This window comes from Streptomyces sp. NPDC097619, from assembly GCF_040302735.1.
Classification (GTDB): Bacteria; Actinomycetota; Actinomycetes; order Streptomycetales; family Streptomycetaceae; genus Streptomyces.
The window spans coordinates 111,588-129,184 of the sequence record NZ_JBEOSD010000003.1 but is presented as its reverse complement, the minus strand read 5'-3'; the positions used below and the strand labels follow the sequence as shown (position 1 = coordinate 129,184).

At 70.0% G+C, this 17,597-nt stretch carries 18 protein-coding genes; 9 read left to right on the top strand and 9 right to left on the bottom strand.

The genetic code is table 11. The features are described from left to right. From ABTZ17_RS01820 to dnaA, 6 genes are all read right to left on the bottom strand, one after another. Positions 1-1,115: ATP-binding protein (locus tag ABTZ17_RS01820; protein WP_352193531.1), on the bottom strand; the 1,115-nt coding region annotated here is incomplete at its 3' end. Between the two features lie 305 nt (positions 1,116-1,420). Continuing rightward, positions 1,421-1,990: a DciA family protein gene (locus ABTZ17_RS01815; RefSeq protein ID WP_502994574.1), complete on the bottom strand. Its 570-nt coding sequence runs from the start codon at positions 1,988-1,990 to the stop codon at positions 1,421-1,423. Further along, positions 1,987-3,123: a DNA replication/repair protein RecF gene (gene recF, locus ABTZ17_RS01810; protein ID WP_352193530.1), complete on the bottom strand. Its 1,137-nt coding sequence runs from the start codon at positions 3,121-3,123 to the stop codon at positions 1,987-1,989. The genes ABTZ17_RS01815 and recF overlap by 4 nt, the downstream gene beginning before the upstream one ends. A 125-nt stretch (positions 3,124-3,248) precedes the next feature. Then, on the bottom strand, positions 3,249-4,124 hold the full coding sequence (gene gnd / locus ABTZ17_RS01805; RefSeq protein WP_352193529.1) for a phosphogluconate dehydrogenase (NAD(+)-dependent, decarboxylating): 876 nt from the start codon (positions 4,122-4,124) through the stop codon (positions 3,249-3,251). 207 nt (positions 4,125-4,331) lie between these two features. Continuing rightward, the gene (gene dnaN / locus ABTZ17_RS01800) at positions 4,332-5,462 is read right to left on the bottom strand and encodes a DNA polymerase III subunit beta (RefSeq protein ID WP_352193528.1); all 1,131 of its coding nucleotides are present in this window, start codon (positions 5,460-5,462) and stop codon (positions 4,332-4,334) included. 1,030 nt (positions 5,463-6,492) lie between these two features. Next, positions 6,493-8,274: a chromosomal replication initiator protein DnaA gene (gene dnaA / locus ABTZ17_RS01795; protein WP_352193527.1), complete on the bottom strand. Its 1,782-nt coding sequence runs from the start codon at positions 8,272-8,274 to the stop codon at positions 6,493-6,495. Positions 8,275-8,625: 351 nt separating this feature from the next. Between dnaA and rpmH the strand changes: the two genes are divergently transcribed. The 9 genes from rpmH to ABTZ17_RS01750 all read left to right on the top strand — a co-directional run bounded on the left by rpmH (position 8,626) and on the right by ABTZ17_RS01750 (position 15,113). Beyond that, on the top strand, positions 8,626-8,763 hold the full coding sequence (gene rpmH, locus ABTZ17_RS01790; RefSeq protein ID WP_014137019.1) for a 50S ribosomal protein L34: 138 nt from the start codon (positions 8,626-8,628) through the stop codon (positions 8,761-8,763). Between the two features lie 21 nt (positions 8,764-8,784). Next, positions 8,785-9,159, top strand: coding sequence for a ribonuclease P protein component (gene rnpA / locus ABTZ17_RS01785; RefSeq protein ID WP_352193526.1), 375 nt, complete (start codon positions 8,785-8,787; stop codon positions 9,157-9,159). Then, a complete protein-coding gene (gene yidD, locus ABTZ17_RS01780) occupies positions 9,156-9,437 on the top strand; it encodes a membrane protein insertion efficiency factor YidD (protein ID WP_150208749.1) in 282 nt (93 codons plus the stop codon). Before rnpA ends, yidD begins: the two co-directional genes overlap by 4 nt. A 3-nt stretch (positions 9,438-9,440) precedes the next feature. Then, positions 9,441-10,538 (top strand): membrane protein insertase YidC, encoded by a 1,098-nt coding sequence (yidC, locus tag ABTZ17_RS01775; protein WP_352193525.1) that lies wholly within the window; start codon positions 9,441-9,443, stop codon positions 10,536-10,538. A gap of 15 nt (positions 10,539-10,553) precedes the next feature. Beyond that, complete coding sequence (locus ABTZ17_RS01770; RefSeq protein WP_352193524.1) at positions 10,554-11,066, top strand: Jag family protein; 513 nt, start codon at positions 10,554-10,556, stop codon at positions 11,064-11,066. 103 nt (positions 11,067-11,169) lie between these two features. Beyond that, complete coding sequence (rsmG, locus tag ABTZ17_RS01765) at positions 11,170-11,889, top strand: 16S rRNA (guanine(527)-N(7))-methyltransferase RsmG (protein ID WP_352193523.1); 720 nt, start codon at positions 11,170-11,172, stop codon at positions 11,887-11,889. A 230-nt stretch (positions 11,890-12,119) separates the two neighbouring features. Continuing rightward, positions 12,120-13,214, top strand: a complete 1,095-nt coding sequence (locus ABTZ17_RS01760; RefSeq protein WP_352193522.1) for a ParA family protein — start codon at positions 12,120-12,122, stop codon at positions 13,212-13,214. Continuing rightward, positions 13,211-14,278: a ParB/RepB/Spo0J family partition protein gene (locus ABTZ17_RS01755; RefSeq protein WP_352193521.1), complete on the top strand. Its 1,068-nt coding sequence runs from the start codon at positions 13,211-13,213 to the stop codon at positions 14,276-14,278. Before ABTZ17_RS01760 ends, ABTZ17_RS01755 begins: the two co-directional genes overlap by 4 nt. A gap of 217 nt (positions 14,279-14,495) precedes the next feature. Next, a complete protein-coding gene (locus tag ABTZ17_RS01750; RefSeq protein ID WP_352193520.1) occupies positions 14,496-15,113 on the top strand; it encodes a GNAT family N-acetyltransferase in 618 nt (205 codons plus the stop codon). Positions 15,114-15,205: 92 nt separating this feature from the next. On the opposite strand, the gene trxA is transcribed toward ABTZ17_RS01750, so the two are convergent. The 3 genes from trxA to ABTZ17_RS01735 form a co-directional block, all read right to left on the bottom strand. Beyond that, on the bottom strand, positions 15,206-15,535 hold the full coding sequence (gene trxA, locus ABTZ17_RS01745) for a thioredoxin (RefSeq protein WP_352193519.1): 330 nt from the start codon (positions 15,533-15,535) through the stop codon (positions 15,206-15,208). Positions 15,536-15,575: 40 nt separating this feature from the next. Then, a complete protein-coding gene (trxB, locus tag ABTZ17_RS01740) occupies positions 15,576-16,535 on the bottom strand; it encodes a thioredoxin-disulfide reductase (protein ID WP_352193518.1) in 960 nt (319 codons plus the stop codon). Between the two features lie 136 nt (positions 16,536-16,671). Next, on the bottom strand, positions 16,672-17,592 hold the full coding sequence (locus ABTZ17_RS01735) for an RsmA family anti-sigma factor (protein WP_352193517.1): 921 nt from the start codon (positions 17,590-17,592) through the stop codon (positions 16,672-16,674). Between the last annotated feature and the right edge of the window lie 5 nt (positions 17,593-17,597).

Here is a 17,597-nt window from a genome sequence, read left to right as displayed (position 1 = left end):
TTCGTCTGGCCCTCGAACTGCGGCTCGCCCAGCTTCACCGAGATGATCGCCGTCAGACCCTCACGGATGTCGTCACCCGTCAGGTTGTCGTCCTTCTCGCGGAGCAGCTTCTTGTCCCGCGCGTACTTGTTGACCAGCGAGGTCAGCGCCGCCCGGAAGCCCTCCTCGTGGGTGCCGCCCTCGTGCGTGTGGATCGTGTTCGCGAAGGAGTACACCCCCTCGGTGTACTGCGAGTTCCACTGCATCGCGATCTCGACCGAGAGCATGCGCTCCTTGTCCTCGGCCTCCACGTCGATCACGGTCGGGTGGATCAGCTCGCCCTTGCGCGAGTTGAGGTACTTCACGAAGTCGACGATGCCGCCCTCGTAGTGGTACTTCACCGTCCGCGCCTGGTTGTCGTCGGCCTCCTCCGCGGAGTCCGCGCCCACCGTGGCCTTCGCCGACTCGCGCTCGTCGGTCAGCGACAGGGTCAGGCCCTTGTTCAGGAAGGCCATCTCCTGGAAGCGCCGCGACAGCGTCTCGAAGGAGTACTCGGTGGTCTCGAAGATGTCCCCGTCGGCCCAGAAGGTCACCGAGGTGCCCGTGTCCGTCGTCTCCTCGTTGCGCGCGAGCGCCGCGGTGGGGGCACCGAGCTTGTAGTCCTGGCTCCAGCGGTAGCCGTCCCGCTTCACCTCGACCGAGACCTTGGTCGAGAGGGCGTTCACCACGGACACGCCGACGCCGTGCAGACCGCCGGAGACGGCGTACCCGCCGCCCCCGAACTTGCCGCCCGCGTGCAGCACCGTCAGGACGACCTCGACGGCCGGCTTGCCCTCCGAGGGAACGATGTCGACCGGGATGCCGCGGCCGTTGTCGACCACGCGCACCCCGCCGTCGGCGAGGATCGTGACGTCGATGGTGTCGGCGTGCCCGGCCAGCGCCTCGTCGACGGAGTTGTCGACCACCTCGTACACGAGGTGGTGCAGGCCCCGCTCGCCGGTCGAGCCGATGTACATGCCGGGCCGCTTGCGGACCGCGTCCAGGCCCTCCAGGACCTGGATGTTGCTGCCGGTGTACTGATTGCTCTCGTTGGGGTTGCCGGAATCGGCCACGAAGCGCCCTTTCTGGCACAGCACAGGCCGTACTCCGGGCCAGCAGGCATGCAAGCAGGAGCGGCTGCGTCGTTCTGCGTTGTCAGCTTTGTGTTAGCGGCGAATCCGCCAAGGGGCGGGATTCTCCTCCAGTCTACCGGTACCACCGACATGAATGGGGGTTTGCGGGTACCTGAGTCCGCATGTGCCGCCCTGAACCCTCGGCTCCCGACTCCCCATATTCGGGAAGGGGCCCCAGGAGGCTCACGACGGCATCCAGGCCTTCGGGCTGTCAACCTCCGACTACCGTGCGGGACACCACACCGCTCAGGGCCGTCGGAGGGACCCGTTCACCCGTACGTATCCCCGGGCCCGGTGCTCCCCGGAGCCCGCAGCGGGCCGTACCGGCGACCGCTCCCCGCGGGCGGCAGCACCTTGATGAAACGGACCGTCCCCTGCCCCAGCTCCTTGTTCAGCAGCGCCACCAGGTGCGGGGTCAGGTGCCTCAGCTGCACCATCCACGCCGAGGAATCACAACGGACCACCAGCTCCCGCTTCTCCGGATCCGCGTCGTACGCCTCCGGCCGGCAGTGCCCCGCCACCTCCGGGCCCACGATCTCGTCCCAGCGCTGCATCACCCCGGCCACCGCCATCGGCTGCTCCCAGCCGTGCTCGGTCCGCATCCGCTCCAGGGCCGCGCCCAGCCGCATCGGATCCCGGCCGTCCGCCCGGGCCCCGGACCGCAGCCCGCCCTGCCGGGCCCGCTTGCGGTCGTTGACCGCGGCGCCGCGCGCCCGGGCCGCCTCCTTCGCCGCCGCCAGCGCCTGCCGCGCCAGGTCCACCCCGGTGGCCTCGGGCACCCGGCGGACCCCGCCCGGCTCCTCGGCTCCCGGCGCCGCGGACCGGTCGGCGCCGCTCACAGCGGCGTCACCGCCCCGCCGGAGACCGCGTACCGCGCCCCGGTCAGGATGTCCGGCACGTCGTCGTCCACCGCCGCCGTCACCAGGACCTGCTCGCCCGGGGCCACCATCTCGGCCAGCCGTTCCCGGCGGCGCGCGTCGAGCTCGGCGAAGACGTCGTCGAGGACGAGCACGGGCTCGGCCCCCTCGGAGCGCAGCAGGTCGTAGGAGGCCAGTCGGAGCGCGAGCGCGTACGACCAGGACTCGCCGTGGCTGGCGTACCCCTTCGCCGGCAGGTCGCCCAGGCGCAGCAGCAGCTCGTCGCGGTGCGGTCCCACCAGCGTCACCCCGCGCTCGATCTCCTGCTTGCGGGCCTCGCCGAGCGCGGTGAGCAACGCCGTGCACAGCTCGTCCCGGGAGCTGTGGACAGCGGGGTCGAGGGCGTCGCCCGCCGAGCTGCGGTAGGCGAGGCCGAGGGGGCCGCCGCCCGGGGCCAGCTGCTCGTACGCCTTGTCGGCCAGCGGCTGGAGGGTGGCGATGAGGTCGAGCCGCTGGGCCAGCAGCTCGGCTCCGGCGCGGGCGAGGTGCTGGTCCCAGACGTCGAGGGTGGAGAGGTCCATCGAGCGGCCGCCGTGCCGGCGGGCCATCGCCGCCGACTTCAGCAGGGTGTTCCGCTGCTTCAGCACGCGCTCGTAGTCGGAGCGGACCCCCGCCATCCGCGGGGAGCGGGCGGTGATCAGTTCGTCGAGGAAGCGGCGGCGCTCGCCCGGGTCGCCCTTGATCAGGGCCAGGTCCTCGGGCGCGAACAGGACGGTGCGAACGATCCCCAGCACGTCCCGCGGCCTGACCTGGGAGGAGCGGTTGACCCGGGCGCGGTTGGCGCGGCCGGGGTTGAGCTCCAGCTCCACCAGCTGGCTGCGCTCGCCCTGGGTGACGGCCGCCCGGATCACGGCGCGGTCGGCGCCCATCCGTACCAGCGGGGCGTCCGAGGAGACCCGGTGGCTGCCCAGGCTCGCCAGGTAGCCGACGGCCTCGACCAGGTTGGTCTTGCCCTGGCCGTTGTGGCCCACGAATGCGGTGACGCCCGGTTCGAGGGGGACCTCGGCCCGGGCGTAGGAGCGGAAGTCGGCCAGCGACAGATGCGTGACGTGCATGTGGTGCCGACCTCCCCCGGCTGCCTTTTCGTTCCGCTTCGGTTCCGCCGCCTGGTCCGGCGGGAGAATGGAAGCCGCCCCCGCGGGGTCCTGGGGACGCCGCGGGGACCTTCGGTGCTGTTCCGCTACTTCTTCTCGACCGCGTGGCCACCGAACTGGTTGCGCAGCGCGGCGATCATCTTCATCTGCGGGGAGTCCTCCTGACGGGAGGCGAAGCGGGCGAAGAGCGAGGCGGTGATCGCCGGCAGCGGGACCGCGTTGTCGATCGCGGCCTCGACGGTCCAGCGGCCCTCGCCCGAGTCCTGCGCGAAGCCGCGCAGCCGGTCCAGGTGTTCGTCCTCGTCGAGGGCGTTGACCGCCAGGTCCAGCAGCCAGGAACGGATGACCGTGCCTTCCTGCCAGGACCGGAAGACCTCGCGGACGTCGGTGACGGAGTCCACCTTCTCCAGCAGTTCCCAGCCCTCGGCGTACGCCTGCATCATGGCGTACTCGATGCCGTTGTGGACCATCTTCGCGAAGTGGCCCGCGCCGACCTTGCCGGCGTGTACGGAGCCGAAGTCGCCTTCGGGCTTGAGGGCGTCGAAGATCGGCTGGACGGCAGCGACGTGCTCCTTGTCGCCGCCGTACATCAGGGCGTAGCCGTTCTCCAGGCCCCAGACGCCGCCGGAGACCCCGCAGTCCACGAAGCCGATGCCCTTGGCGGCCAGTTCCTCGGCGTGCTTCTCGTCGTCGGTCCAGCGGGAGTTCCCGCCGTCGACCACGATGTCACCGGGGGAGAGCAGCTCGGCGAGCTCGTCGACGGTGGACTGGGTGGCGGCGCCGGCCGGGACCATGACCCACACGACGCGCGGAGCCTGGAGCCCGTCCACAAGCTCGCGCAGGCTGTGGACATCCGCGAGGTCGGGGTTGCGGTCGTATCCGATGACGGTGTGGCCTGCGCGGCGGATGCGCTCGCGCATGTTGCCGCCCATCTTGCCGAGGCCGACGAGACCGAGCTCCATCAGTTGGTTCCTTAAACGTTGTGGCCTGATATGCCGGGTGTGGCCTGATCCAGTCAGGCGCCCCACTCGGATCCGAGCCTACGCCGGGCCCGCCGGACGGGCCCCACGGGAGTCGCGAGGCCCGGTCCCGCTTTTCCGCGGAACCGGGCCTGACCTGCGAAGACGTACTGCCGGTGGAAAACCGGCGACGGGGCTGACCGGGGTGCGTCAGCCGGAGAGGCGCACCGGCATGATCAGGTACTTGTACGCCTCGTCGGCCTCGGCGTCGACGGCCGGGCGGCCGCTGAGCAGCGCGGGCTTGGTGGAGGTGGTGAAGGAGAGCTGGGCCACCGGGGAGTCGATGGCGCTGAGGCCGTCGAGCAGGAAGGTGGGGTTGAAGGCGATCGAGATGTCGTCGCCCTCCAGCTTGGCGTCCACGCGCTCCACAGCCTGTGCGTCGTCGCTGGAACCGGCCTCCAGGATGAGGACGCCCTGCTCGAAGCTCAGCCGCACCGGGGTGTTGCGCTCGGCGACGAGGGCCACGCGCTTGACGGCCTCCACGAAGGGGGCGGTCTCGATCACCGCGACCGAGTTGAACTCGGTCGGGAAGAGGGTGCGGTACTTGGGGAGGTCGCCCTCCAGCAGCCGCGTGGTGGTGCGGCGGCCCGCGCCCTCGAAGCCGATGAGGCCCTCACCGGCACCGGAGCCCGACAGCGCCAGCGTGACCGTGTCGCCGCTGGTGAGGGACTTGGCGGTGTCCAGGAGCGTCTTGGCGGGCACCAGGGCCACGGCGGAGGCTTCCGGGTTCTCCGGCTTCCACAGGAACTCGCGGACGGCGAAGCGGTAGCGGTCGGTGGAGGCCAGGGTGACGCGGTCGCCCTCGATCTCGATGCGGACGCCGGTCAGCACCGGGAGGGTGTCGTCGCGGCCGGCGGCGATGGCCACCTGCTGGGCGGCGGAGGCGAAGACCTCACCGGGAACGGTGCCCGTGGCGGTCGGCATCTGCGGCAGCGAGGGGTACTCCTCCACAGGCAGCGTGTGGAGGGTGAACCGGGAGGAGCCGCAGACGACGGTCGCCCGTACACCGTCTGTGGAAATCTCGACCGGCCGGTTGGGGAGGGCGCGGCAGATGTCGGCGAGCAGCCGGCCGGAGACGAGGACGGTGCCGTCCTCCTCGACGTCGGCTTCGACCGAGACGCGGGCGGAGACCTCGTAGTCGAAGCCGGAGAGGCTCAGTGAGCCCTCCTCCGCCTTCAGGAGAAGGCCTGCGAGAACGGGGACCGGCGGCCGTGCCGGGAGGCTGCGGGCCGTCCACGCCACCGCCTCCGCCAGTACGTCGCGCTCCACCCGGATCTTCACCGGAACCGCCTCCTGCTGTTGCTCGCTCGCCCTGCCGGCCTACCTCGTCGGCTGAATGCCGGAGACCAGTCTGACGTACGGCGCCGACACTCGGTGCTGCCGGCCGTCAAATCGGGCCCGAGTCGTCGGGGAGGCCGAGAGGCGAGTTGTACACAGGACCCGCTTCAAAACGGATTCCGGCCTAACTGTCTATGGGGGTAGTAGTAGGGCCTGTGGAAACCGTGGATAACCCCGTTTTCGCAGGTCAGTGCCCAGATTTTGTCCCCAACCCCTGTGGGTGGCACCGGTGGACAACCGAGGTTCCTTGTGGAGAACGGAAAGTTCTGCACACCCCGTCCCCAGGAGAGGCCGAGTAGTCCACAGCTGCGTCCCCAGCTTTACCCGGCTTGCCCACAGGCCAACCGTCCACCTTGGTGTGACGCCTTTCACTCGGGGCGGTGAAGGTGAACCTGATGTTGCCGAACAGTGGACAACGATGTGGGTAAGCGGCCCGAAGCTGTGCACAAGGAGCCGCATCCTGTGGGCTGCCGGTGGACAACGCTGTGGGCGAGCCTGTGGACAGAATCTTTGTCCACAGGCTGTGGATCTCCGGCGCCCACAAATTCACAGGCGGTTGACCTGGGCTGATACTCCCTCAACAGCCCGGCCTGTGGATGGATTGTGGGTAGTCGCGGGAGTCCCCAGGGTGTGGACGGCAAAAAGTCGGGTGATCTGTGGAGAACATACGTAACCACCTCACTATTCGAACGGACCGCTCGTGCGTCCACGGCTCCTGACCCACCGTCCGGAGCCGTGCGCGGCCCCCGAGGGGTCCCCGATGAGGCCCCGGTGGGCCTTCGGACGGGCCTCCGCGGGGCCTCCGACGGATCTCCGAAGGGCCCCGAGGAGTTTCCGCCGGGCCCCTCTGCGGGGCCCGAGCCGATCGCCGCACACCGCCCTGACAACGCGAAGGGCGCCCCGGGAGTGCTTCCCCCGGGGCGCCCTTCGCCTCGTCCCGACGACGGCTCCTCGCGGCCCGAGGCCGCGGCCGTCAGCCGTTCTTGATGCGGTTGGTGAGCTCCGTGACCTGGTTGTAGATGGAGCGCCGCTCCGCCATCAGGGCCCTGATCTTGCGGTCCGCGTGCATCACCGTGGTGTGGTCGCGACCGCCGAACTGGGCCCCGATCTTCGGCAGCGACAGGTCCGTCAGCTCCCGGCACAGGTACATCGCGATCTGCCGGGCCGTCACCAGCACCCGACTGCGCGAGGAACCGCACAGGTCGTCCACGGTCAGCCCGAAGTAGTCCGCGGTGGCGGCCATGATGGCCCCCGCCGTGATCTCCGGCGCGCTGTCCTCGCCCCCGGGGATCAGGTTCTTCAGCACGTCCTCGGTCAGCCCGAGGTCCACCGGCTGCCGGTTCAGGCTCGCGAAGGCGGTGACCCGGATCAGCGCGCCCTCCAGCTCGCGGATGTTGCGCGAGATCCGGGAGGCGATGAACTCCAGTACCTCCGGCGGGGCGTTGAGCTGTTCCTGCACCGCCTTCTTGCGCAGGATCGCGATCCGCGTCTCCAGCTCGGGCGGCTGCACGTCGGTGATCAGGCCCCACTCGAAGCGGTTCCGCAGCCGGTCCTCCAGGGTCACCAGCTGCTTGGGCGGCCGGTCGGAGGACAGCACGATCTGCTTGTTCGCGTTGTGCAGGGTGTTGAAGGTGTGGAAGAACTCCTCCTGCGTCGACTCCTTGCTCGCGAGGAACTGGATGTCGTCGACCAGCAGGATGTCCATCTCGCGGTACCGCTTCCGGAAGGCGTCGCCCTTGCCGTCGCGGATGGAGTTGATGAACTCGTTCGTGAACTCCTCCGAGCTCACGTACCGCACCCGGGTCCCCGGGTAGAGGCTGCGCGCGTAGTGCCCGATCGCGTGCAGCAGGTGGGTCTTCCCCAGCCCCGACTCCCCGTAGATGAAGAGGGGGTTGTACGCCTTCGCCGGGGCCTCGGCCACCGCCACCGCGGCCGCGTGGGCGAAGCGGTTGGAGGCGCCGATGACGAAGGTGTCGAAGAGGTACTTGGGGTTCAGCCGGGCCGTGGGCTCCACCGGACCCGAGGAGGAACCGGAGGAGGCGGGCGGCGGTGCCGCGGAGGGCCCGCCGACGGCGCCGCCGGGACGCCCCCGGTCCGCCGGACCCTCGGAGCGCTCGGGCCGCTGCTGCTCGTACGGCTTGGGCTCGTAGGAGTACGGCTCGTAGGACTGCTGCTCGTACCCGCCCTGCTCGGACTTCGGAGCCCCGTAGCCGTGCTGGGAGGAAGGGGAGGCGTACGGATCCCGCTCGGGGAAACCGCCGAGCCGCTGCTGCTGCCAGCCGCCGTACTCCTCCTGCGGGGCGGAACGCGGCCAGGCCCCCGGCTCCGGGCGGGGCTGCTGGTACTCGGGGTAGACCGGGCGGACGGACGGGAGCTGCTCCTCGCCGGAGCGCTGGCCGTAGCCGCCGTAGGACTCGTACCCGCCGTCCCGACGGTCCTGGCTCTCGTAGCGGGGCCGCTCCGCGGGCGGGGCCGGCTCGCCCACGGAATCGTCGACGGTGATCGCGATCCGGATGGGGCGGCCGCACTCGCGGGTCAGTGTCTCGCTGATCAAGGGGGCCAGCCGGCCCTCCAGGACCTGCTTGCCGTATTCGTTCGGCACCGCCAGCAGGGCCGTGTCCGCCACCAGCGCCAGCGGCTGGCAGCGCTCCACCCACTGCTGGTCCTTGGGCTCGACGCCCTGGGCGCCGTCCCCGAGAAGCTGCTCGAGCACTCGCGGCCACACTGCGGCAAGATCGGCAGGTACGTCAGCCACAGAGCACGCTCTCTCACAGGTCCCACGGATGTGTGGTTCTTCGGGACGGTCGGGACAAAAATGCGGGGTCAAACCAAGGTAGTCAGCGTGACCGCTGCGGTACAAGTTGTTGTCCACAGGCTGTGTACAGCAGGGGGTGCCCCCTGCTCGGTTTGACCGCGACGCGCCGTGCCGCGTACCGTAACGAGGTCGAGTTGTCGATGGCTGCTGCCGCCTGCCTACCGATGGGCGAAGATCACGCAACGTGATGTTGAGCGGTGCCACTCGGGCGAATCGCGAGTTTCCTTCGTGGGCGCACGGTGACAGCCAGGCGATGTACCGCCACAACGATTCATTTTCTGGAGCCCCCGAGTGAGCAAGCGCACCTTCCAGCCGAACAACCGTCGTCGTGCCAAGACCCACGGTTTCCGTCTGCGTATGCGTACCCGTGCCGGCCGCGCGATCCTCGCGAACCGCCGTGCCAAGGGTCGCACCGAGCTGTCCGCGTAACAACGCGCAGGTCACGACGTCGTGCTGCCTTCCGATAATCGGCTGAGGCGGCGTGAGGACTTCGCGGCCGCGGTACGACGGGGTCGCCGGGCAGGCCGCCCGCTCCTCGTCGTTCATCTCCGTACCAGCGGTGCAACGGACCCGCACGGGCCGGGGGACTCTGCTCCCCCGACGCGTGCGGGTTTCGTCGTCAGCAAGGCCGTCGGTGGCGCCGTCGTCCGCACGCGGGTGAAGCGCCTCCTGCGGCACCTGGTCCGCGAGCGGCTCGCCCAGCTGCCCCCCGGTAGCCTGGTCGTGGTGCGGGCGCTGCCCGGTGCGGGCGAAGCCGATCACGGTCAGCTGGCCCGGGACCTGGATGCCGCCTTCGAGCGGCTGCTGGGAGGCGTGGCTCGATGAAGTACCCGCTGCTCGCTTTGATCAAGCTGTACCAGTGGACGATCAGTCCGCTGCTCGGGCCGGTGTGCCGCTACTACCCCTCGTGCTCGCACTACGGGTACACGGCCATCGACCGGCATGGTGCGGTGAAGGGGACGGCCCTCACCGCCTGGCGGATCCTGCGGTGCAATCCGTGGTCCCCGGGCGGTGTCGATCACGTCCCACCTCGTAAACGCCCGCGTTGGCACGAACAACTGCGCAGTGCGTTGCGTAGACCTCGCAATGCTCAAGGAGCCTGATTAGTGGACACGATTGCCAGTCTGTTCAGCTTTATCACCACGCCTGTCTCGTGGATCATCGTCCAGTTCCACAAGGTGTACGGGGCGCTGTTCGGCGCAGACAGCGGATGGGCCTGGGGCCTGTCCATCGTGTCCCTCGTGGTCCTCATCCGCATCTGCCTGATCCCGCTCTTCGTCAAGCAGATCAAGGCCACGCGCGGCATGCAGGCGCTCCAGCCGAAGATGAAGGCGATCCAGGAGCGCTACAAGAACGACAAGCAGCGCCAGTCCGAAGAGATGATGAAGCTGTACAAGGAGACGGGTACCAACCCGCTCTCCTCGTGCCTTCCCATCCTGGCGCAGTCCCCGTTCTTCTTCGCGCTCTACCACGTGCTCGCGAGCATCGCCAACGGCAAGGAGATCGGCTTCATCGACGGGCCGCTCCTGGCGAGCGCCCGTCAGGCCCACATCTTCGGTGCCCCGCTGGCGGCGAAGTTCACCGACAGCGCCGAAAAGGTCGCGGCGCTCGACGCTTCCATCTGGGACGTCCGGGTCGTCACGGCGATCATGATCATCCTGATGTCGCTGTCGCAGTTCTACACGCAGAAGCAGCTGATGGCGAAGAACGTCGACCTCACGGTCAAGACGCCCTTCATGCAGCAGCAGAAGATGCTCATGTACATCTTCCCGGTGATCTTCGCCGTGATGGGCATCAACTTCCCCGTCGGTGTCCTCGTCTACTGGCTGACCACCAACGTGTGGACCATGGGCCAGCAGATGTACGTGATCAACCAGAACCCCACCCCGGGCTCCAAGGCCCAGGACCAGTACCTGACGCGCCTGCTCAAGCACGTGACCTCGCACCACGAGGTCAAGGGCCGTCGGCGGAAGAACGTGGTCGCCGCGATCGTGGCCAAGGGCCCGGACCGCAACGACAACGAGCGCCGCTTCGTGACCGGCCTGACCAAGCAGGGTCTGGCCGCGCAGAGCGACGGCAGCGTGATCGTCAGCACCGAAGCCACCGCCGACTCCGACGCCGCCAGCGGTGGCGCCGCGAAGCGGCAGCAGCCGAAGCGGCAGTCGAAGTCGCAGCGCCAGAACCCCCCGAAGCCCAAGAAGTAAGAAGGAGCCCATCCCGTGACGGAAGGCACCATCTCCGCCGCCGCCGAGGGTGGCGACACCCTCACCCGCCTTGAGCAGGAGGGTGAGATCGCGGCCGACTACCTCGAAGGTCTGCTGGACATCACCGACCTCGACGGCGACATCGACATGGATGTCGAGGCGGACCGCGCCTCGGTCTCGATCGTCAGTGACTCCGCCACCCGTGAGCTGCAGAAGCTCGTGGGTCGCGACGGTGAGGTCCTCGAAGCGCTCCAGGAGCTGACGCGCCTGGCCGTGCACCGGGAGACCGGCGACCGCAGCCGTCTGATGCTGGACATCGCGGGCTACCGGGCGCAGAAGCGCGAGGAGCTGGCGGCCATCGGCGCCAAGGCCGCGGACGAGGCCAAGAGCACCGGTGAGCCGGTCAAGCTCGACCCGATGACCCCCTTCGAGCGCAAGGTCGTCCACGACGCCGTCGCGGCCGCGGGCCTGCGCAGCGAGTCCGAGGGCGAGGAGCCGCAGCGCTTCGTCGTTGTGCTCCCGGCCTGACCGGAGAGAGCAGTGAGTCGGCCCCGTCTGTAGAGCAGACGGGGCCGATGTTTGTCAGCCTGGCATTCGGAACAACCCACAGCGGTACGGAAGGACGGTCCCCGTGACGGAGGCAGCAGCCGAGCTTCCCCCGGCTCCCGAGGAGGCCCGGGCGGTATTCGGCGAGTATTTCCCCGAGGCCGTCCGGTACGCGGAGCTCTTGGCGGACGCCGGGGTCAAGCGCGGACTGATCGGTCCGCGTGAGGTCCCGCGCCTGTGGGAGCGGCACCTGCTGAACTGCGCGGTGCTCTCCGAGGTGGTCCCCCAGGGCGTGACCGTGTGCGACGTCGGTTCGGGCGCCGGCCTGCCCGGCATCCCGCTGGCACTGGTCCGTCCGGACCTGAAGATCACCCTTCTGGAGCCCCTGCTCCGCCGGACGAACTTCCTCCAGGAGGTCGTCGAGCTCCTCGGCCTCGACCACGTGACCGTGGTTCGCGGGCGGGCCGAGGAGATGCTCGGCAAGGTGCCCCCGGTGCACGTGGTCACGGCCCGTGCGGTGGCACCGCTGGACCGGCTGGCCGGCTGGGGCGTTCCCCTGCTGCGGCCGTACGGAGAGATGCTGGCGCTCAAGGGGGACACCGCCGAAGAGGAGCTGGTCTCGGCGAAGGCCGCGCTGAGCAAGCTCGGCGTGGTGGACACCTCCGTGCTGCACGTGGGGGAGGGCGTGGTCGACCCGCTGTCCACCGTGGTCCGGGTCGAGGTGGGCGAGAGCCCCGGCGGCGTACGGTTCGCGGCCAAGCGGGCCAAGGCCGCGCGAGCAGGGCGGGCCCGCCGCCGCCGTTGATCCGTTGCGCCCCCAGCGGGGCGGCTCTGCGGAGTGTCGAAGGGGACTGAGCACTCCTCCCGTGCATCGTGTTTCACGTGAAACATCGCTCACTGCTGCACGGAATCATCAGCCGCGGGCGTGCGGCTGCGTCCCCCCGCGGCCGTAAGGAGGCGGGGGGCACAGAGTTGTCCACAACGGTCGAATCATCCACAGGAGCACGGGCCCCGCTGGTTCACGACCCGGTCGCCATGGCAGGCTCTGTCTGTCCCGAGCCTGAGCCTGATGTCGAGGAGAGTGAATCCGTGCGGTCCGACGCCAACCTCGCGGGGCCGATGGCCGACCCGGTCCCCGGCCCCCGCACCGAGTCGGCGGGCGTGAATGTTTCACGTGAAACACCGTCGCCGCCGCTTGACGAGAGCACCCCGCCCGTCGGGCGCGCCGCCCAGATGGCGGTGGACGCCCTGGGCCGATCGGGTGGCCGACTCCCCCGTCCGGGGCAGACCAGAGTGATGGTCGTCGCCAACCAGAAGGGCGGGGTCGGCAAGACCACGACCACGGTGAACCTGGCGGCCTCCCTGGCCCTGCACGGTGCCCGCGTCCTGGTGATCGACCTGGACCCGCAGGGCAACGCCTCCACGGCCCTGGGCATCGACCACCACGCCGAGGTCCCCTCCATCTACGACGTGCTCGTCGAGAGCCGCCCCCTGATGGAGGTGGTGCAGCCGGTCCAGGACGTCGAGGGCCTCTTCTGTGCCCCGGCCACCATCGACCTGGCCGGCGCCGAGATCGAGCTGGTCTCCCTGGTGGCCCGTGAGAGCAGGCTCCAGCGGGCGATCCAGGCCTACCAGCAGCCTCTGGACTACATCCTCATCGACTGCCCGCCCTCCCTGGGGCTGCTCACGGTGAACGCCATGGTGGCGGGCGCCGAGGTGCTGATCCCGATCCAGTGCGAGTACTACGCCCTGGAGGGCCTGGGCCAGCTGCTCAGGAACGTGGACCTGGTCCGTGCCCACCTCAACCCGGGCCTGCACGTCTCCACGATCCTGCTGACGATGTACGACGGCCGGACCCGCCTGGCCTCCCAGGTGGCCGAGGAGGTGCGCAGCCACTTCGGCAAGGAGGTCCTGCGCACCAGCATCCCGCGGTCCGTCCGCATCTCCGAGGCTCCGAGCTACGGGCAGACGGTGCTCACCTACGACCCGAGTTCCAGCGGTTCGCTCTCCTACCTCGAAGCGGCGCGGGAGATCGCCTACCGCGGGGTGGGCATCCAGTACGACGCCCGGACCGCCCACACGGGCGGGGACCGGAACAGCACGCACAGCATGGCGGAGGGGATTCAGTGAGCGAGCGACGTAGGGGTCTGGGGCGGGGGCTCGGTGCGCTCATCCCCGCTGCTCCCCAGGAGAAGGTTCCGGTGGCCGGTGGGGGATCGACCTCGCCGGCGGCGGTCCCGGTGCTGACCACGGACCGTGGGGTGGCGGCCGCGAAGGTGACGGGGCTCCCGCAGAGCAGCCCGCCGCGCGAGAGCGCGGAGCCGCGGGTCCCGTCCGCGGAGCAGGTGCCGGGTGCCACCTTCGCCGAGCTGCCCCTGGACTCCATCACCCCCAACCCGCGGCAGCCCCGCGAGGTCTTCGACGAGGACGCCCTCGCGGAGCTCGTCACCTCCATCCGGGAGGTGGGCCTCCTCCAGCCGGTGGTGGTCCGCCGGGTGGGCGCCGAACGCTACGAACTGATCATGGGCGAGCGCCGCTGGCGGGCCTGCCGCGAGGCGGGACTGGAGCGGATCCCCGCGATCATCCGGGCCACCGAGGACGAGAAGCTCCTCCTCGACGCGCTCCTGGAGAACCTGCACCGGGCCCAGCTCAACCCGCTGGAAGAGGCCGCCGCCTACGACCAGCTGCTCCGGGACTTCAAGTGCACCCACGACCAGCTGGCCGATCGCATCGGCCGGTCCCGGCCGCAGGTCTCGAACACCCTCCGGCTGCTCCGGCTGTCGCCGCCGGTACAGCGGCGCGTGGCCGCCGGGGTGCTGTCCGCCGGACACGCCCGGGCCCTGCTGGCTGTGGAGGACACGGCCGAGCAGGACCGGCTGGCCCACCGCATCGTGGCCGAGGGGCTCTCGGTGCGGGCCGTCGAGGAGATCGTCACCCTCATGGGCTCCAGCCCGTCCAGCTCGGTGAAGCCCAAGGGCCCGCGGGCCGGGGCGCGGGTGTCCCCCGCCCTGTCGGAGCTGGCGACGCGCCTCTCCGATCGCTTCGAGACCCGGGTGAAGGTGGACCTGGGCCAGAAGAAGGGCAAGATCACCGTGGAGTTCGCCTCCATGGAGGACCTGGAGCGGATCCTGACCACCCTGGCCCCCGGCGAGCGCCGGGTGCTGGACCAGTCGGGTGAGGACACCGGCGCCTGAGGGGGCCGCGGGACGGACAGAGGGCGGGCTTCGGCCCGCCCTTTGCTTTCTCCCGGTTTCGGGTCAATCGGCGGGTGGCTACGATGCCGTCAGGTATGGCAATTCCACTCGGCGGCACCTGAAGGTGGAGGGGGCGGGGAGCCATGCGATCGGTCAGTCGTACCGGACTGGTGACCGCGGGTCTGGGACTGGGAGCCGTCGGAGGTTTTTTCGGATCATGGGCCGTCGGCTTGTACCGCTCACGCTCGACAACCTCAAGGACCTGCCGCAGCGCTGTCGGGCCTGCGTTTTCTGGGAGCTCGATCCCGTCAGCGGAGAAGCCGCGGTAAGGGGCGGTACCGCGGAGCTGGAGAAGGAGTCCTGGATCTCCGCGGTCCTCCTCGAATGGGGATCCTGCGGGCGGGTGGTCTACGTGGACGACGCCCCCGTGGGCTTCGTCCTCTACGCGCCGCCGGCCTACGTACCCCGTTCCCTGGCCTTCCCCACGAGCCCGGTCTCCGGTGACGCCGTCCAACTGATCACGGCACGGATCCTGCCTGGCTACCAGGGGCAGGGGCTGGGGCGGGTCATCGTGCAGACGGTGGCCAAGGATCTGCTCCGTCGCGGCTTCCGTGCCGTCGAGGCGTTCGGGGACGCCCGCTGGGAGGGCCCGGCCTGCCTGCTGCCGGCGGACCACCTGCTCTCGGTCGGGTTCAAGACCGTCCGTCCCCATCCGGTGCACCCGCGGATGAGGCTGGAGCTGCGTTCCACCCTGTCCTGGAAAGAGGACGTGGAACTGGCCCTGGACCGTTTGCTCGGGGCCGTGCAGAAGGAACCCGCCCTCCGCCCGCTGTGAGGGCCCAAGCGAACAGGGCCGCCCCGGAGGGCGGCCCTGTTTCCTGTCCGTCGTTTCACGTGAAACGTGAAACGGAGCTGCGGACCGGTCTCCTACTGGATGAAGTCGGAGAGGTCGCGCAGGATGGCGGCCTTCGGCTTGGCACCGACGATGGTCTTGGCGACCTCGCCGCCCTGGTAGACGTTCAGGGTGGGGATGGACATGACCCCGTACTTCGCGGCGGTGGCCGGGTTCTCGTCGATGTTGAGCTTGACGATCTCGATCTGGTCGCCGTGCTCCGCCGCGATGGCCTCCAGGGAGGGGGCGATCTGACGGCACGGGCCGCACCAGGCCGCCCAGAAGTCCACGAGGACGGGCTTGGTGCTGTTGAGGACGTCCTCCTCGAACGAAGCGTCGGTCACGTTCTTGAGGGTGCCGGCCACAGCGGCCTCCTTCTTACTGCGGGGGAATGGGTGGGGTGGTTCAGACGGCCGCGGCCGCGGTCTCCGCGTCCGAGAGGGCCGCGAGGAAGCGCTCGGCGTCCAGAGCAGCGGAGCAGCCGGTGCCCGCGGCGGTGATCGCCTGGCGGTAGGTGTGGTCGACCACGTCGCCGGCGCCGAAGACGCCGGTGCGGTTGGTGCGGGTCGACGGCGCGGCCACCTTCAGGTAGCCCTCGTCGTCGAGCTCCAGCTGGCCCTTGAACAGTTCGGTCCGCGGGTCGTGGCCCACGGCGATGAACAGGCCGGTGACGGGCAGCTCGGAGGTCTCGCCGGTCTTGGTGTTGCGCAGGGTCAGACCGGACAGCTTCGCGTCACCGTGGATCTCGGCGACCTCGCTGTCCCAGGCGAACTTGATCTTCGGGTCGGCGAAGGCGCGGTCCTGCATGGCCTTGGAGGCGCGCAGGGAGTCGCGGCGGTGCACGATCGTGACGGACTTGGCGAAGCGGGACAGGAAGGTCGCCTCCTCCATGGCCGTGTCACCACCGCCGACCACGGCGATGTCCTGGTCCTTGAAGAAGAACCCGTCGCAGGTCGCGCACCAGGAGACACCGCGGCCGGAGAGCGCGTCCTCGTTGGGGAGTCCGAGCTTGCGGTGCTGGGAACCGGTGGTCACGATCACGGCCTTCGCGCGGTGCACGGTGCCCGCGGTGTCGGTCACGGTCTTGATCTCACCGGTGAGGTCCACGGAGACCACGTCGTCCGGAACCAGCTCGGCACCGAAGCGCTCGGCCTGGGCGCGCATGTTGTCCATGAGGTCCGGGCCCATGATCCCGTCACGGAACCCGGGGAAGTTCTCCACCTCGGTGGTGTTCATCAGCGCACCGCCCGCGGTGACGGCACCCTCGAAGACGAGGGGCTTGAGCGAGGCGCGCGCGGTGTACAGGGCGGCGGTGTAACCGGCCGGCCCAGAGCCGATGATGATCACGTTACGGACGTCGCTCACGGGTACTTCCTCGTCTCTACGGACAGCCTGCTGACAACCGGGGGGCCGGTGCTTGGTCTCACCCCACCCAACGGATCCTACGGCGCGAGCATTCCCGGACCGCCGCCGTGACCGGCAGCCGGGCACCGTGGCGTCCTCAGGGCCGCGGGTACGTGCTCTTCAGCAGCACCGAGCCGGGCTTCCCGGCCGTGGAATCCGCACACGAGGCGTCCACCACATAGGCGTCGGCCCGCCCGCTGTCCCCGCTGTGCGGGAGGACGAGGAGGAAGGCGTCCCGGCCCTGGTAGGTGCCCCGCTCGAAGGCGAGGAGGGAGTCGGTGCGGCCGGTGCCGGCCGTCACGCAGGTGGGCACCTCGCTCGGAGAGGCCGAGCGGACCTTGGGGCCCGAAACGCTCGCTTCGCCGAAGGTGTCCGCCTGCGGTTCGGTCTTGGCACCCCGGTCCACCCCCGCCTCGGGGGCGTCCCCGCCGAGCAGGTCCCGCACCGCGGTGCCCAGTCCGTCCTGGGTGAACTCCTGGTGGGTTCCGGTCGCGGGGGCGGTGGCGGCCTTCTTCATGTCGGCCGACCCACCGTCGACCAGGCGGAGGAGCAGGCCCCCGCCTCCCAGGATCCCCACGCACAGGGCGGCGGCGCCCAGCAAGGAGTAGTACCTGCGGCGGCGGGTGCGCCCGGGGCCGTGGGAGCCGTTCGCCGTGCCGGCGGGGCGGTCGGGGGCCTTGCGGGCGGTCTGACGCCGGGGCGCCGTTTCACGTGAAACATCGTCCGCGTCCGGTCCGGAGTCCGTGGCGGGAGCGCGGTCCTCGGGCGCGGTGGCGCTGAGCAGGGCCTCGGCGGCCAGGGCCGCGTCGATCCGGCCCACGATGTCCCCGGGCATCCGCTGGGGCCCGGGCAGGGTCCCCAGCAGCCCGCGGATCTCCTCCAGGGAGGCGCGGACGTCCGAGCACAGGGCGCAGCCGGTGAGGTGGTCGCGCACCTCGGTGGTCCGCGCCGGGGAGAGCAATCCCTCGGTCAGGTCGGAGATCTCCGCGACGTCCGGGTGCCGGACCGTGTCGGTCATGGAAC

Bases quoted from the DNA above. Each gene is read 5' to 3' on its own strand.
- recF (WP_352193530.1), bottom strand. From the start codon at position 3,123: ATGCACGTCACGCATCTGTCGCTGGCCGACTTCCGCTCCTACGCCCGG.
- gnd (WP_352193529.1), bottom strand. From the start codon at position 4,124: ATGGAGCTCGGTCTCGTCGGCCTCGGCAAGATGGGCGGCAACATGCGC.
- yidD (WP_150208749.1), top strand. From the start codon at position 9,156: ATGAAGTACCCGCTGCTCGCTTTGATCAAGCTGTACCAGTGGACGATC.
- ABTZ17_RS01760 (WP_352193522.1), top strand. From the start codon at position 12,120: ATGGCAGGCTCTGTCTGTCCCGAGCCTGAGCCTGATGTCGAGGAGAGT.
- ABTZ17_RS01750 (WP_352193520.1), top strand. From the start codon at position 14,496: ATGGGCCGTCGGCTTGTACCGCTCACGCTCGACAACCTCAAGGACCTG.
- ABTZ17_RS01735 (WP_352193517.1), bottom strand. From the start codon at position 17,592: ATGACCGACACGGTCCGGCACCCGGACGTCGCGGAGATCTCCGACCTG.